The organism is Nonomuraea sp. NPDC050733 (genome assembly GCF_040654215.1).
Classification (GTDB): Bacteria; Actinomycetota; Actinomycetes; order Streptosporangiales; family Streptosporangiaceae; genus Nonomuraea.
Window position 1 is genome coordinate 156,151 of the sequence record NZ_JBFAHO010000014.1, and the last position, 15,852, is coordinate 172,002.

General features: G+C 74.5%; 11 protein-coding genes. 5 read left to right on the forward strand and 6 right to left on the reverse strand.

From position 1 onward, the window contains the following. Window positions 1-75: 75 nt before the first annotated feature. Window positions 76-1,398, reverse strand: a complete 1,323-nt coding sequence (locus AB0H64_RS23260; protein ID WP_357627901.1) for an NYN domain-containing protein — start codon at window positions 1,396-1,398, stop codon at window positions 76-78. Window positions 1,399-1,539: 141 nt separating this feature from the next. Between AB0H64_RS23260 and AB0H64_RS23265 the strand changes: the two genes are divergently transcribed. Beyond that, entirely contained in the window at window positions 1,540-2,658 is a 1,119-nt protein-coding gene (locus AB0H64_RS23265) for a phosphotransferase family protein (RefSeq protein WP_357627904.1), read from the forward strand. A 71-nt stretch (window positions 2,659-2,729) separates the two neighbouring features. Here the strand turns inward: AB0H64_RS23265 and AB0H64_RS23270 are convergent, their stop codons facing one another. Beyond that, window positions 2,730-3,398 carry a response regulator transcription factor gene (locus AB0H64_RS23270; protein ID WP_357627907.1) on the reverse strand — a complete coding sequence of 223 codons (669 nt, stop codon included), beginning with the start codon at window positions 3,396-3,398 and terminating at the stop codon, window positions 2,730-2,732. Window positions 3,399-3,567: 169 nt separating this feature from the next. Further along, window positions 3,568-4,797: a histidine kinase gene (locus AB0H64_RS23275; RefSeq protein ID WP_357627910.1), complete on the reverse strand. Its 1,230-nt coding sequence runs from the start codon at window positions 4,795-4,797 to the stop codon at window positions 3,568-3,570. A gap of 233 nt (window positions 4,798-5,030) precedes the next feature. Here AB0H64_RS23275 and AB0H64_RS23280 point away from each other — a divergent pair, with 233 nt between their 5' ends. Together AB0H64_RS23280 and AB0H64_RS23285 are read left to right on the forward strand one after the other, a co-directional pair. Next, window positions 5,031-5,537 (forward strand): PH domain-containing protein, encoded by a 507-nt coding sequence (locus tag AB0H64_RS23280; RefSeq protein WP_357627913.1) that lies wholly within the window; start codon window positions 5,031-5,033, stop codon window positions 5,535-5,537. Beyond that, window positions 5,534-7,372 carry a PH domain-containing protein gene (locus AB0H64_RS23285; RefSeq protein WP_357627916.1) on the forward strand — a complete coding sequence of 613 codons (1,839 nt, stop codon included), beginning with the start codon at window positions 5,534-5,536 and terminating at the stop codon, window positions 7,370-7,372. Before AB0H64_RS23280 ends, AB0H64_RS23285 begins: the two co-directional genes overlap by 4 nt. 385 nt (window positions 7,373-7,757) lie before the next feature. On the opposite strand, the gene AB0H64_RS23290 is transcribed toward AB0H64_RS23285, so the two are convergent. The 3 genes from AB0H64_RS23290 to AB0H64_RS23300 all read right to left on the reverse strand — a co-directional run bounded on the left by AB0H64_RS23290 (window position 7,758) and on the right by AB0H64_RS23300 (window position 13,266). After that, complete coding sequence (locus tag AB0H64_RS23290) at window positions 7,758-9,305, reverse strand: hypothetical protein (RefSeq protein ID WP_357627919.1); 1,548 nt, start codon at window positions 9,303-9,305, stop codon at window positions 7,758-7,760. Window positions 9,306-10,328: 1,023 nt separating this feature from the next. Further along, window positions 10,329-11,774, reverse strand: a complete 1,446-nt coding sequence (locus tag AB0H64_RS23295) for a serine/threonine-protein kinase (RefSeq protein WP_357627922.1) — start codon at window positions 11,772-11,774, stop codon at window positions 10,329-10,331. Continuing rightward, a complete protein-coding gene (locus tag AB0H64_RS23300) occupies window positions 11,764-13,266 on the reverse strand; it encodes a serine/threonine-protein kinase (protein WP_357627926.1) in 1,503 nt (500 codons plus the stop codon). Before AB0H64_RS23300 ends, AB0H64_RS23295 begins: the two co-directional genes overlap by 11 nt. 195 nt (window positions 13,267-13,461) lie before the next feature. Between AB0H64_RS23300 and AB0H64_RS23305 the strand changes: the two genes are divergently transcribed. Continuing rightward, window positions 13,462-15,186 (forward strand): DEDD exonuclease domain-containing protein, encoded by a 1,725-nt coding sequence (locus AB0H64_RS23305; RefSeq protein ID WP_357627929.1) that lies wholly within the window; start codon window positions 13,462-13,464, stop codon window positions 15,184-15,186. A gap of 17 nt (window positions 15,187-15,203) precedes the next feature. Then, a complete protein-coding gene (locus AB0H64_RS23310) occupies window positions 15,204-15,491 on the forward strand; it encodes an Lrp/AsnC ligand binding domain-containing protein (protein WP_357627932.1) in 288 nt (95 codons plus the stop codon). Window positions 15,492-15,852: the final 361 nt, after the last annotated feature.

The following is a 15,852-nucleotide window of genomic DNA, read 5'->3' on the forward strand; positions in this document are numbered from 1 at the left end:
TGGCGTTGATCTCACCTAAACGCCAGATTCCTTATACCGTCGCTTTGCCATCCGGCGCTATGCCCGGACCGTGGCCTACGCGCGGCCCAGCCTGCGCAGAAGCAGTCCCGACGGTACGGGGCGGGCGCCCATCCTGCGGACGGATTCGGCCACCTCGCGGTCGGAGGACACCACGGCGATGGCCCGGCCGGGCGGCTCGGCGCGGACGAGCTGGCGGATGAGGTCGTCGGCGATCTCCCCCGGTGCGCTGAACAGCACGCGCACCCCGCGCGGCGCCACCACCTGGACCGGCGCGTTCAGCTCGGCCCCGTCGAAGACCACGGTTACCTCGACGCGGGTCTGCGCGACGAGCCCGCCGAGCCCGGTCATGAGCCGGTTGCGCTGGTCGGCCAGCGTGAGGGTGCCGTAGCCGGCCTTGGTCACGTTGTAGCCGTCGATGATCAGGTGCACCTGGGGCAGCCCGAGGAGCTGGTCGAGGAGCTGCGGGTCGTCGTCGGCCAGCGCGCGGGCCGGCACGCCGCGCACGCTGGGGCGCTCGCCGGTGACGGCCGCGACCGAGTCGGCGGGCCTGCTGATCATGGTGGGCAGGGCCAGCTCCCTGCGCAGCCCGGCGGAGGCGTCCTGGAGGGCGTCCAGCAGCACCCGGATACGCGCGTCCTCGATGCTGCGGCCCTCGCGGGCGGCCCGGCGCGAGGCTTCGAGCTGTTTCTCGGCGTCGGCCAGCCGCTCGCGCAACCGCCGCAGCTCGGCCTCTCCCGCGCTGCCCGCCGCCGAGGCCGCCGACCGCGCCTCCTCGGCGACCTGCTCCATCTCCTCGGCGCGCCGCTGCGCCTCCCTGGACTTCTCGCGGGCCTCGTGGAGGCGGCGGCGCAGGTCGGAGTTCTCCGTGCGGGCGGCCTTGAGCTGCTCGCGCAGCCGGTCGGTCTCCTCCTTGGCGGCGGTCTTCTGGGCGGCGAGCTGCTCGCGCAGCCGGGACACGACCTCCTCGCGCTCGGACCCCTCGGCGGCCACGGCGGACCGTTCGAGGTCGGCGCGGGCCGCCTCGACCATGTCGGCCCAGCCGGGCGGGCGGGTGAGGTAGGCGGCGGCCGCCACGAGCACGGGGTCGGCGGCGGGCGGCACCTGGCCGTCCGCCAGCGAGGCGACCAGCTCCGGCCAGCCCGCCGCGACCGACTCGGCGACCAGCTCGCGGAACTCCTTGTCGTTCTCCAGCTGCGCGGCGATGGGGGCGCTGCCCAGGCGGGCGCGCTTGCGCGGGTCGAACTTGGCGATGCCCCGCAACGGCGGCGGCACGGACGCAGCGGGCATCGAGCCGAGAACCTGGGCTGCCAGGTCGACGACGTTCAGCCGCACCGGCTCGGGAAGCGGGCGAGACAGGCCTTCACCCGCTGAGCTCATCCCACTGTCCCTTCGTGACATGCCCTTTCAGACAAGGGTACGGCTGCCCCGTACCTGACCGTAACGCTCGCCCCACGTAGACAAGCGCTTGCTAGGGGTATACCACTGGTGCGGGACCGGAACTCACCCGAGGAGGCCGCCGTGCCGGAGGAGATGCGGACGTCCACCCGTGACCTGGGCCGGCTCCGCGAGCGGATGGCATCCTGGCTGGCCGGCCGCACCGGCGGCCCGGTGGACGTGTCGGAGCTGTCGCGGCCCGCGGCCAACGGCATGTCCAGCGAGACGGTCTTCTTCACCGCCTCCTGGCCGGGCCGGCGGCGCGCACGGTGTGTGGCCCGGCTGGCGCCGGCGGCCGAGGCGGTGCCCGTCTTCCCCTGTTATGACCTGGGGGCCCAGTTCGAGGTGATGCGGCTGGCCCGGGACCGGGCCGGGATCCCGGTGCCGAGGGCGCTGTGGTGCGAGCCGGACCCGGGGCCGCTGGGCACGCCGTTCTTCGTCATGGAGCGGGAGGACGGCGACGTGCCGCCGGACGTCATGCCGTACACGTTCGAGGGCTGGCTGCTCGACGCGCCGCCGGGCCGGCGGCGCGCCCTCCAGGACGCGACGGTACGACTCCTCGCCGCGCTGCACGACGCGCCGTTCACCCGTGAGGACCTCTCGGTCCTGTCCCCCACCGGCGCACGGCGCTCGTACGGCGACGAGCGGGCCGCGGGCGGCAGGAGGAACGGCGGGCTGCGAGCCCACGTGGACGCGCAGCGCGCCTACTACGCGTGGGCGCACGCTGACCACCCGATCCCGCTGCTGGAGCGCGCCTTCGGCTGGCTGGAGGCGCACTGGCCCGACGACCCGGGCCCCGACGTCCTCACCTGGGGCGACGCCCGCATCGGGAACGTGATGTACCGGGACTTCCGGCCGGTGGCCGTGCTCGACTGGGAGATGGCCGCCGTGGGACCGCGCGAGCTGGACCTGGCCTGGATGATCTTCCTGCACCGGTTCTTCCAGGACCTCACGGAAGGGCTGGGCCTGCCGGGGCTGCCGGACTTCATGCGCGGGGACGACGTGTGCCGGACGTACGAGGAGCTGACCGGCCACACGCCGGCGAACATGGACTTCCACCTGACGTACGCGGCGCTCAGACACGGGGTGATCATGGCCCGGGTGTGGCGACGCCGCGTTCACTTCGGCGAGCAGCCCATGCCGGACGATCCGGACGACCTGGTCATGCACCGCCGCACACTGGAACGCATGGTCGAAGCCTGACCCCACCCTGGACGGCCGCCCCCTGGGCCCCCGACCACCGGGCACGTCTCCCCAGGCGCGGTCGCGTCCCGCTACCTGCGCGGCTGCTCCCCCGACCCGGCGTCGTGGACGAGCAGGGCGATCTGCACCCGGTTGTTGAGCCCCAGCTTGGTGAGGATGCGCGAGACGTGCGCCTTGACCGTGGCGACGCTCATGTACAGGTCGGCCCCGATCTCGGCGTTGGACCGGCCCTGACCGACGGCCACCGCCACCTCCCCCTCGCGCTCGCTCAACCGGCCGAGCAGGGCCCGGGCCCGCCCGGCGCGGCTCTCGGCGCCGCCGCCCGACACGTGGGTGATGAGCTGCCGGGTCACCGCCGGCGACAGGATCGGCTCCCCCGCCGACACCTTCCGGATCGCCCCGACCAGCTCGGCCGGCGCGATGTCCTTCAGCAGGAACCCCGCCGCCCCGGCCCGCAACGCCCGCAGCACCTGGGCGTCGGCGTGGAACGTCGTCAGGACCACGACCTCGGGCGGCTCCCTGGTGGCGCGCAGCGCCTCGGTGGCGGCGAGCCCGTCGACGTCCGGCATGCGGATGTCCATGAGGACCACGTCGGGACGGTGCTCGGCGACCAAGGGCGGCACCTGGGAGCCGTCACCGGCCTCGCCGACGATGCGGATGTCGTCCGCGCCGCCGAGGATCATCGCCAGCCCCGCCCGGACGAGCGGATCGTCGTCCACGATGAGCACCTTGATCGTCATGCCGTCCACCATGACTCGCCCCCGCCCACCGTCCGGACGCCCACCGATTCCGCCCTCACACCGGCTCCTTCCTCCCTCACAGCCGCGACCCACGGCTCGTCGTCACGATCCCGGCCCCGGCCGTGGTCCGGGCACGAGCGCCGGGACACCGCACCGTCATGGGCCACGGTCACGGGGCCCACGGCAGCCACGCGTGCAGGCGGAAGTCGCCCCCCGCCACCGATCCGAACTCCAGCCGGCCACCCGCGAGCCCGACCCGCTCGGTGAGCCCGATGAGCCCCGCTCCCGCTCCCGGGAGGCGGGGGCTCTGCCGGGCCCACACCGCGTTGCGCACCTCGACCGTCACCCCGTCGCCGGGCAGCCCCGCGACGGTCACGCTCACCGGCGCGCCGCCGGCGTGCTTGCGCGCGTTGGTGAGCGCCTCCTGGACGATCCGGTAGACGGTACGGCCGAGCACGTCCGGCACCACGGCCTCTCCCCCACCGGCGGCCCGGGTCGCGGCCCCGTCGAAGCCGTTCATCGTGAAGGACACCTTCATGCCCGCCTGCCGGCACTCCTCGATCAGGGAGCGCAGGTCGCCCAGCGTGGGCTGGGGCGGGGCGGGCACGGGGCCGTTCTCGTCGCCGGAGGAGGACGGATGGCGCAGCACGCCGATCACCTCGCGCAGGTCCTGGAGCGCCTGGTGGGCGCTGTCGCGGATGGCGCCGGCCGCCCGGGAGACCTCCTCGGGCGGCGCGTCGGGCCGGAACTCCAGCGCGCCCGCGTGCAGGCTCAGCATGGAGATGCGGTGGGCCAGCACGTCGTGCATCTCGCGGGCGATCCGCTCGCGTTCGAGCCGTTTGGCCTCGTCGGCCGCGATGACCGCGCGCTGCCGTAACGACCAGACGAGCTGCCGCCGGGCCCGTACGACCACGCCCCAGGCGAACACCGTCAGCACGATCGCCACGCTCAGCGTCGCCGTCCCGGCCGGCCCCAGCTCGGGATCGGGCCGGAGCAGCGCGTACGGGCCGATCGTCATCATGCCGAGCGCGGCGACCGGCCCCGACACCTTGAACGGCCGGTGCACCGCCACCGTGAACAGCCCCACCACGGACGCGCCGCCCACCATCAGCAGGTACGTCGACAGCACCCCGGTGACCACCGCGAACCACACCGGCCACCTGCGGCGCAGCCACACCGCCACGCACGACAGCACCCCGGCGACCTGCTCCGTCACCACCAGCGCCCGCGGCATGCCCTCCAGCTCGGGCGCCGTCATCAGCGTGATGCCGCACGCGGCCAGGAACATCAGGATGTCCACGATCCAGTCGCGGGTGGAGCGCCGCACGGGCCGCCCGGCGGAGCCGTCGCCCAGGAGGACGGACGGCAGGGCCCAGCGGTATTCGTGGTGGTCGCTCACATGTCCCGAGGTTAGGGGGTGGAGGGGCGGGCGGACAGCGACCAAAGTCGATACACCGCGCGACCTCCGGCCGACGCGCCGGGCTCGCCGGCCGCGCCATGGTCGGTGGCATGGAACGTCACGACGAGCAGCCGGTCCCACGGCCGGACACCCTCCCTGACCCGCGCCCGCCCCTTCGGCGACGGGCGCGGACGGAAGCGCGGGCCGGGATCGGGGCCCCAGCGGGCACGAGGATGGGCGAGGTGGGAACGGGCGGGGTGGCGTTGAGGCCGCCGCGTCGCCGGGCCGATCCGCGTGCCGTCACGTGGTGGACGGCGCAGGCGCTCATGCTGGCCGTCCCGGTGGCCGGCGGGACCGTGGCGGCGTACTGGCTGTTCACCGGGCATCCGGTCCTGCTGGGCGTGCTGGTGGCCGGGTTCGCGGGCTGCTGCCTGGTGCTGGCCGTGGCCGGGCCGCGCGCGTCGTACCGGAGGGAGCGCTGGGAGGTGACCGCCGAGGCGGTGTACACGCGCAAGGGCTGGATCACCCACACCTGGCGGGTGGCGCCGATGTCGCGCATCCAGACGGTCGACACCGCGCGGGGGCCGGTGCAGCGGCTGTTCGGGCTGGCGGACGTGACGGTGACCACGGCGTCGGCCGCGGGACCGATCACGATCGAGGGGCTGGACCACGAACTGGCCGCCGAGCTCGCGGCCCGGCTGACCGCGATCACGCAGGCCACGCCGGGGGACGCGACATGACCTGGCGTCGTCTGCCCGGGCGGAGCGTGGGTGTCTCGGCGGTGCTGTCCCTCGGCGCCGTGGTGGCCGTGGACGTGGTCGTGGTGCGGGTGCTGCACGGCCTCGACCGGCCGTGGGGGACGGTCGCGGCCGTGGCAGGGGCGGCCGCCGTCCTGATCGTGGCGGCTGTCGTCGCGTACGACGTGACGCGGCTGCGCGTGACGCGCTGGCGGCTCACGCGGGACCGCCTGGAGCTGCGCTCCGGCGTGCTGTCGCGCCGGCACCGGTCGGTGCCGCGCGACCGGGTCCGCAGCGTGGACCTGCGCGCCGATCCGGTACGGCGGGCGTTCGGGCTGACCGTCGTCAAGATCGGCGCAGGCGGCCATGGGGACGAGCGTACGGAGCTGACCCTGGACCCGCTGCCGAGGGCCGAGGCCGAGGCGCTGCGCCAGGCCCTCCTGTCGGGCGCCCCCGCCGGCCCCTTCCTCCCGGCCGCGGGATGGGAGGACCTGCCGGCGGCGAGCACGTTCACCGGCCCGGGAGCCGGTCAGGCGGCCGGCGACCGAGTCACCGGGGGCGCCGCCCAGGGTGTTCCGGGTGCAGCCGGGTGGCCGGGCGAGGGCCGGGCGGCCCGGGGCGGGCCGGACGGCCGGGAGGCGGTGATCGAGGCGGGGACCGTCGAGGCAGGGGCCGTCGAGGCGGGGGCCGTCGAGGTGGTGGCGCGGTTGCGGTGGTCGTGGGTCCGGTACGCGCCGCTGACCGTGTGGTCGTTCGCCGGGGCCGCGATCGTGCTCGGGGTGCTGTACAAGCCGCTCGACGCGCTCGGGGTGGAGGTGTTCTCCGGCGAGACGGCGGGTGTCGTGTGGGACTGGCTGACGGAGCGGCCCTGGGTGACGGTCCCGCTGGTGGTCGCGGGCAACGTGGTGGCCGGCGTGTCGGGGGCGCTGCTGATCTTCGTGGAGTCCTGGGGCGGCTACCGCCTGGAACGCGAGCCAGGCCGCCCTGGGCCGACCACGGCCACCGATCCGGACCCGGTGCGCGGCCCGGCCGCTGACCCGGCGCGGCGGGACGGGCGGTTGCGGGTGCGGCGGGGGCTGCTGACCAGCCGGTCGCTCACGCTGGACGAGGGGCGGCTGCGGGGCGTGGAGATCCGCGAGCCGCTGCTGCTCAGGCTCGGAGGCGGGGCCCGTGTCAAGGCGGTGGCCACCGGCCTGGGCAAGGCCGAGGAGGGCGAGACGGAGGACGTGGCGGCGCTCACCCCGCCCCTGCCCCGCGGCGAGGCCGCGCGCGTGGCGGCCCGGATCGCGGGCGGACCCCTTCCGGAGCCCGTTCCGCACCCGGCGGCCGCCCGGCGCAGGCGGGTGCGGAGGGCGCTGGCCGCCGTCGTCGCACCGGCCGCGGCGCTCGCGATCGCCGTGCCGGTGATCTCCCGCTCCGGCTGGTCCTGGGCGTCGGAGGCGGGGGCGTGGACGCGGGCCGCGTTCACGGAGGCGTGGGTCTGGGGTGTGGCGGCCTGCGTCACGGCGACGGTTCTGGCGGCCGCGCTCTGGCTGGCCGTGGCCGGTTACCGGGGGCTGGGGCACGCGCTCGGCGGGCGCCACCTGGTCGCCCGGTCGGGTGCGGTGGTGCGCCGGACCGTCGCGCTGGACCGCGGCGGCATCGTGGGCTGGAAGATCAGTCAGTCGTACGTCCAGCGCCGCGCCGGGCTGCTGACGGTCTCGGCCACGACGGCCGCGGGCGACGGCCACTACGACGTCGTCGACGTGGGCCGTGCCGCCGGCCTGGAGCTCGCGGCAGGAGCCGTGCCCGGCCTCCTCGGCCCGTTCCTGGTCCGCGACGGAGGCGCCGAGGGGTGAGCGGGCGAACGCCCTCGAACGGAGGGGCCTCGCGCGCGCGGGCCCGGCTCCCAACGGGCGGGCGCGCGCGAGGCGGTGTGAGTCGCGGGATCCCCCACGGCTTGCCCGCGCCCCTGTCACGGTCAAGCGAGATCACGCGGCTCACGCTGTTACGTGATCAACGCTATTTGCCCCGCTTGCAGATCAGTTGCAGGCTCGTAAACCCTTCGCGTCAAGCGTCCAGGTGTATGCCCGTTCACCGTCTCCGAGAAGGCGCGCGGTCGTGCCGCGCCGGCTGGACGCCGGTCACCTGCTCGCCGGGAACGCCGCGCTCGGGCCGCTGCCGGTCGTCGGGCCCGGCCACGTGGTGCCGGGCCCGGCGAAGCCAGGACGGGAAAGGGGAAGGTCAGCCGCCGGTGGACTGGCCTTCCAGTCCCGCCAGGTAGGCGCGGGCCACCGACAGCGCGCCCGCGACCGCCTCCTTGCTCGGCATGAGGCGCACCTTGGGCGAGTTGGCCGGCTCGCTGTCGGGCCGTTGCTGCCCCGCGTAGTCCACCGCCACGACCAGCGCCCCCTTCTGGATCATCACCGTCGCGCTGCCCGCGAAGGTCGCTCCACGCCGGTAACTGACGTACTGGCTGCAGGCGGCGTCCCCCATGCCCTTGATGTCGTCCAGCTTGGCCCAGTCGACGTCGCGCGCGTCGAAATCCTCCATGGACTTGGCGCTGCCGCGCCGGCTCGCGTAGAAGGTCTTGGCGGCGCCGACGTCGGGGGCGCCCGCCCGGTTCGTGAACCGGTGCGTGGTGATCAGCACGCTGCGGGTCTTCGTGGCGTCGCCACCGGCGTCGATCTTGCGATTGAGCCAGCGGCACTCGTTCTGGGCATCCGCCCCCGTGCCACCGCCCGTCGCCCTGGTCTCCGCGCCCGGCACCAGCTTGGTCGCGGCCTTCCCCACGGCCACGCAGTCGGCGGGCATCGCCGCGAGCTGCGTCGGCGAGGGCGTGGGCGTCGCCGACGGCGAGGAGGCCGTGGGCGTGGCGGAGGGCACCTTGAGCGGCTGGGCCAGCACGTCGGGGTGCTGCGCCTTCCACGCGGCCACGCCCTTGGCGATCTGCCCGGCGAGTCCGGTGACCTCGCGGATGGCGTTGTCCTCGGTGACGGACTGGACGGTGTCGCTGCTGAAGATCTGGGCGTCCTTGCGCTGCTGGTTCGCCTGGTACTTGACCACGATGGTCATGTCGGCGACCCGGGCGTGGGCCTCGCCGTACGAGTACCACAACACCTTGCCCGACCGGCGCCACACGTACTGGGCGAACGCGCCGTCACCCACCCCCTGGATGTTCCTGACCTTGGAGGTGTAGTCCTTGTCGCCCTTCTTGAGGGTCGGCTTGGCGGTCTCGCCGTACTTGGCGCTGCCGTAGTCGATGTCGAACGAGTTCTGGGCCATGAAACGGCCGGTCTTCTCGCCGTCGCCGCGGTGCTGGTCGACCTTGACCTCGACCTGGCGGCTGCGCCAGTACTCGCCGAACGAGATCCGCTGGTTCGCCCAGGTGCAGTTGAAGGTGACCGTGTACTCGCCGGACCTGGAGTCGGCGGTGACCGTCGCCTGCGGCACGAGCCGGTCGACCGTCTCCTTGGGCAGCATGGCGCACACGTCGGGGCCGGTCACGGCGGCCGCCTTCGGGGCGGAGGCCTTGGCGGCGGGCTCCTCCGAGGCGGACGTCCCGCCGAACACCAGGTAGGCGCCGCCGGCCGCGCCCGCCAGCAGGACCGCGACGCCGGCGGCCACGGCGGGCATCACCCAGGGGCGGCGCGCCTTCGGACGGCCCTCCGGGTGGCCTCCCGGGCGGTTCTCGGGGCGGTTCGCCGAGCTGGGGGACGCGCCGGTGGGGACGTCCACGCCCACGAACGACGGCGCGGTCTCCGACGCTCCGCCTTCGGGCTGACCGTACACGGGGCCGGGGGCCCCCGGCGCGGGCTGACCGGGCGGACCGGCCGGGCCGTACTGACCGGCCGGGCCGTACTGGCCGGGCGGGCCGTACTGGCCGGGCGGGCCGGGCGGGCCGTACTGGCCGGCCGGGACTCCCTGGCCTGGTGGGACGTACTGGCCCGGCGGGGGGTGCTGGCCTGGTGGTGGGTACTGGCCCGCCGGAACGATCTGCGGCGGGCCGCCGTACGGGGAGCCGGGCGTGCCCGGGTCCTGCCCGCCGTACGGACCGGCGGGCGGGACGGGGAAAGACCCGGCGGGGGAACCGGGGGCGGACCAGACAGGCGGACCGGGCTGAGGACCGGAAGGCAGCCCGACCTGAGGACCCGAAGGCGGACCGGGCTGAGGACCCGCAGGCGGACCGGGCTGAGGACCCGAAGGCGGCGCGGCCTGCGGACCGGAAGGCGGCCCGGAAAACGGTCCCAGCTGAGGACCGGAGGGCGGTCCGGCCTGGGGACCCGAGGGCGGCTGGCCCGACGGACCTGCCTGAGGGCCGGAAGGGGGCGATGCGGGAGGCCAGACCGGCGTCCCAGCGGGCGGCCCCACCGAGGGACCGTCGTGAGCACCGCCGTGAGGACCTGGGGGCAGACCCGCGTGAACACCTGAGGGCGGACCGCCGTGAGGACCTGAGGGCAGACCCGCGTGAGGGCCCGCGTGAGGACCTGTGTGAGGCCCGGCGTGAGGACCTGAGGGCGGGCCGGCTTGCGGCGCGGCGGGCGGGCCCGGCGGGGGCGGGGTGGCCGGGCGGCCCTCGTACGGTCCCGCCTGCGGCTCCCAGGGCGTGAACCCCGGCCCCACCGGTGACGGGGCTGGAGGCTCGGACGGCCCGCCCGGCCCCGGGTGGGGCTGGTGCGGCGGCTCGTTCCGGTTACCGGCATTCACGAGGCACTCCTGGGGGTTCGCCATGACATGCGACTGAACATGGTAGTAAAACCCGTGATGCGGCACTCCCCGATCCGCCGAGAGGGACACTGCCGCAACCCGAAGCCCTCATCCCTTGAACGACGCCACCAGCGCCCGCGCCACGACGAGCGCCGGCTCCTTGCCCCCCGCGACGTCCTTCACCGGCACCTTCTCGCGGTGCAGGATCACCTCGCCCATGAGGTTGCTCAGGCGGAACAGCAGGACGTCGTTCGTCCGCCCCTCCCGGTCGGTGGGGAAGAGCTCGAACGAGGTCTGCGCGAACGCCGCCTCGCCCACCCCGGGCACGTCCCGGCCCTGCCCGGTGACGGTGCGGAACGTCGTGCCCGCCGCGCCCCCTCTGCTGGCGCGCTCGCTGGCGTACCTGCGCGCGGCCACCGCGGGGCCACTGAGGTCGCCGGTCGGCTGCTCGACCCAGACCCGGACGGTCAGCTTGCGCGCCGGACGGGAGGCATCGTCGAGCCGCCACTCGCACCAGCCGGGCAGGGGCGCCTGGCGCACCACCGGCCCGTCCAGCAGCTCGGCGGCCCGGACGTCACCGATCGCCCCGCACGGGTCGGGCGTCTTCGCGAACCTTCCCACCTCGGGCGTCCCCTTGAGCGCCGTGAAGCCGTACCAGCCGCCCGCGGCCAGCAGCAGGGCCGACACGACCGCCAACGGGGCGCGCCACCAGCGGCGACGGCGCCGGGCGGGCTCGGCCACAGCGCTCAGCCGCTCCCGGACCTCGCCCGCCGACGGCCGCGCCGCCGGGTCCTTGGCGAGCATCGCCATGAGCAGCGCGCCGAGCTCCGGGCCCGCCCGCTCCGGGAACGGCGGGTCGTGCAGCAGCACCGCCGCCGCCACGGCGGCCGGCATGGCCCGCTCGAACGGCGCCCTGCCCTCGGCGGCCGTGTAGAGGGCCGCGCCCAGCGACCACAGGTCGGAGGAGGAGCCGGCGGCCCGCTGGTTCAGCCGCTCGGGCGCCATGTAGCCGAGCGAGCCGGCGCCCGAGGCCGTACCCGGGCCCGCGCCGTCCTGGCCGTACAGGGGCACGGCGATGCCGAAGTCGGTGAGCATCGCCGAGCCGTCGGCGTCCAGCAGGATGTTGGCCGGTTTGACGTCGTGGTGCAGCATGCCGTTCAGGTGCGCGGTCTCCAGCGCCGACAGCACCCGCAGCCCGACGCGCGCCACCTCCGCGGGCGGGAGCGGCCCGAGCTCCTTGACGACCTTGTCCAGCGACCGTCCCACGACCAGGTCCATGATGATCCACGGCTGGTCGCCGTCGAGCACCACGTCGTGGACCATCACGATCGCCGTGTCGCGCAGCCGTCCGGCGGACCTGGCCTCGTGGATGGCGCGGTCGGCGAACGCGGCCCGCTCCTGCGGGGTGAGGCCTCCGGGGATGCGCACCTGCTTGACCGCGACCTGCCGGTCGAGCGTCTCGTCGATGGCCCGCCAGACCGTGCCGGCGCCGCCCTCGCCGAGCCGCTCCACCAGGCGGTAGCGGCCGGCCAGCCGGTAGGGGTCAGCCCGCACGGCGCAGCGCCTGTTCGGTGACGCGCGCCGCGTCGAGCACGGTGTTCCTGATGTCCGCGTCGGTGGGCCGGTCGTCCAGGTTGGTGTACTCGACCCGGACCACGAGGTTGGCCAGCCGGTAGTAGACGTGGGCGGAGTGCATCCGGCCCGTCGGTCCCTTCAGCTCGTAGCCGAACGCCTCCTCGCCGATCCCGCTCACCGCGTGGATCGGGGTGACGGCCGCCTTGTTGTAGCCCTTGGCGCCGATCTCGGGCCAGGTCCAGTCGATCTGCGGGTACTTTCCCCATTTGACCCGCTGGTTCGCGAACAGGATGTGGGCCGACGTCCGGGTCATCGACCACGGGTCGGCCGTGTCAGAGTCCTTCTGGAGCTGGAGCCCGAGGCCGCGGTTCTGGACGGTCCAGCCGCAGTTGGGGCCGATCCCATCAGAACTCCGCTCGGCGGCCGGGGCCTTCTGCAGGCGCAGGAGACGGCTCACGTCCTCTCGCGGCAGCAGCGAGCACACGTCCATGGGAACGGCGAACGCCTCGGGGAGGCCGTCGCCCTGCTGGCGTACGAGGAAGAAGGCGCCCGTGCCCACGGCGGCGAGCAGGACCGCCACGGCCGCGGCGCCCCACAGGAGCCCCTTGCGGCGGCCCGGCAGCCGGCGGGGCGCCGTGACCTCCTGTGTGGACGTGAGACGGGGGACCTGGCCGGCCACGACCTGCCGCAGCGCGTCGCGGGCGGTCCGCGCGTCGGGCCTGGTGAACGGGTGACGCGAGGTCAGCGCGGCGATCACCGGCCCGATCGGACCGGCCGTCTCGGGCGGCGGCGTGGTGAGCGTGGCCGTGATCCGCTCGCTCGCCGTGCCGCCGTACATCGGCCGGCCCTCGACCGCGTAGAACAGGGTGGCCCCGACCGACCACAGGTCGCTGGCCGGGCCGCCCGCGTCGCCGTCCAGCCGCTCCGGCGCGATGAACCCCGGCGAGCCGATCGTCAGCCCCTGCTCGGTGAGGGCGGCCTGGCCCTCCTGACGGGCGATGCCGAAGTCGGTGAGCACCACCCGGCCGCCGTCGGTGATGAACACGTTGCCGGGCTTGACGTCGCGGTGCTGCAGCCCCTGCGCGTGGGCGGCGGCCAGCGCCTCCAGCAGGTCGGCGCCGACCCGCGCCGCGTGCTCCTGCGGCATCGGGCCGTGCCGCTTGACGACGTCGGCCAGGGTGCCGCCGCGCAGCAGCTCCATCACCAGCCACGGGCGGCCGTACTCGACGATGACGTCGTGCAGCGCCACGATGCCGGGGTGACGCAGCCGCGCGGTGGCCTGCGCCTCCCGCACGGCGCGAGTGACGAGCTCGTTCCGCTCGCCGTCGGGCAGGCCCTCGGGCAGCGTCAGCTCCTTGACCGCCACCTCGCGGTCGAGCATCTCGTCCCTGGCCAGCCACACCTTCCCCATGCCGCCGGAGCCGAGCGGGCGGATCAGGGAGTAGCGACCGGCGAGTCTTCCGCCAGACATAACCGGAAGACTAACTAATGACCAGGATGAAGGGTTATTCATCCCGCTCTTCTCCGGGCGTCCTTCACCGGGCGTCCTTCTCAGGGTGTCCTTCTCAGGCGTGCTTCTCAGGCGTGCTTCTCAGGCGTGCTTCTCAGGGCGTCCTTCTCAGGGCGGGCGCGCAACTGTCGGTGGCCGACTCTATGGTCTTGGATCGTGGACGCGGTACAAGGCACACTCGACGAGCTCGGCACCCCGCTGAGTGACGTCACGTTCGTGGTGTTCGACCTGGAGACGACCGGCGGCTCGCCCGCCGAGCACGCGATCACCGAGATCGGCGCGGTCAAGGTGCGGGCCGGCGAGGTGCTGGGCGAGTTCTCCACGCTGGTCGATCCGGGCGGCCCGATCCCACCGTTCATCTCGGTGCTCACCGGGATCACCGACGCCATGGTCGTGGCCGCGCCCCGCATCGAGGCGGTGCTGCCGAGCTTCCTCGAGTTCATCCAGGGCACGACGCTGGTCGCGCACAACGCGGGCTTCGACACCCGCTTCATCAAGGCGGCCTGCGCCGACCACGGCTACCCTCCTCCGGCCAACCCGGTGGTCGACACCGTCGACCTGGCCCGGCGGGTGCTGACCCGCGACGAGACGCCCAACGCCAAGCTCGGCACGCTGGCCAAGTTCTTCCGCAGCCCGGCCGAGCCGTGCCACCGCGCCCTGCAGGACGCCAGGGCCACCGTGCACGTGCTCCACGGGCTGATCGAGCGGGCAGGATCGTTCCAGGTCCACACGCTGGAGGAGCTCAAGTCGTTCGTCCGCGCGCCCACCCCCGAGCAGCAGCGCAAGCGTCACCTCGCCGAGTCGGTGCCCCACTCCCCCGGCGTCTACCTGTTCGAGGACGAGCGCGGCGAGGTCCTCTACATCGGCAAGAGCACCAACCTGCGCAACCGCGTGCGCTCCTACTTCACCGCGAGCGAGACCCGGCCGCGCATCCGCGAGATGATCGGCATCGCCGAGCGGGTCCGCCACATCGTGTGCGCCACGGCATTAGAGGCCGAGGTACGGGAGCTGCGCCTGATCGGCGGCGCCAAGCCCCGCTACAACCGCCGCTCCCGGTTCCCCGAGAAGGTCGTCTGGCTCAAGCTCACCCAGGAGCCGTTCCCCCGGTTGTCGATCGTGCGCGAGCTGCGGGACGACGGCGCCGCCTACCTCGGCCCGTTCGGCAGCAGCCGCTCCGCCGACGACGCCCGCCTGGCCCTGCAGGAAGCGGTGCCGCTGCGCCAGTGCACCCAGCCCGTCACACTGCGCACCCGCCGGGCGGCGTGCGTGCTGCTGGAGATGGGCCGCTGCGGCGCGCCCTGCGAGGGCAGGCAGAGCCAGGCCGAGTACGCCGTCCACGCCGAGACGGCCCGCCGGGCCATGACGCTCGACGCCTCGCCCGTCCTGGCCGCGGTGACCGCCCGCATGGAGCGGCTCTCGGCCGAGCAGCGCTACGAGGAGGCGTCGGTCGACCGCGACCGGCTGGCCGCGTTCGTCCGCACGGCGGCCCGCATGCAGCGCCTGTCCTCGATCACGCGGATCCCGCAGCTCATCGCGGCCAGTCCCGCGTTCGACGGCGGCTGGGACATCCACGTCGTCCGGTACGGCCGGCTGGCGGCGGCCGGGGTCATGCCACGCGGCGCCCACCCCACGCCGTACGTGGAGTCGCTGGCGGCCCGCGCCGAGACCGTCCTGCCCGGCCCCGGCCCCGTCCACGCGGCGAGCGCCGAGGAGACCGAGTGCATCCTGCGCTGGCTGGAGTCGCCGGGGGTCCGGCTGGTGGAGGTCGACGGCGACTGGGCGCTGCCCGTCCACGGGGCGGCCCGTCACAAGGCCCGCATCGAGCTCGCCTACCGTCCCCTCACCGCCCAGCGCTCCCGCGAGGGCCGCCCCCTGCGCTGACCCGATAGAGTTGGGCCATGGTCACGGCTATCGTTCACATCAACGCCGAGGTGGACCGGATCCCGGAGGTCGCCCAGACGATCGCCGAGATCGACGGCGTCAGCGAGGTCTACTCCATCACCGGCGAGTACGACCTGCTGGCCATGGTGCGGGTGGCCGCCTACGAGGAGATCGCCGAGGTGGTCCCGGGCCGCCTCAACAAGGTCCCGGGCGTCCTGCACACCGAGACCCACATCGCCTTCCGGGCATACTCCAAGCACGACCTGGACGCCGCCTTCTCGATCGGCTTCACCGAGTCCGACTGACCCGCCGGCCCTGCACTGACCCCGGCGGGGCTTCGCCGGGCACAGCGGGACCCGATCGGGCACGGCAAGACGTCACGGGCACGGTGAGACGCGACCCGGCCATGCTGGGCGCCACCAGGCACGGCGGGCCGTCACCGACACACCGGAGAAGGCATCCGGCCCCGGCGCAAAAGGCCCGCGCCGCACCACCGCGCGAGAGGCGAGGACCGGACGAGGACCGGGCGCGAGCTCCACGGGACGCCTCCCCAAGCAACCCCCGGGCCGCCACCCCCGCGGACACGACTCGGGCCCGGGACGGCAGCAGCCGCCCGGGCCCGGGTCGGGGGGGGGGGGGCGCGGGGGGCGCGCGGGCCGGGGGGGC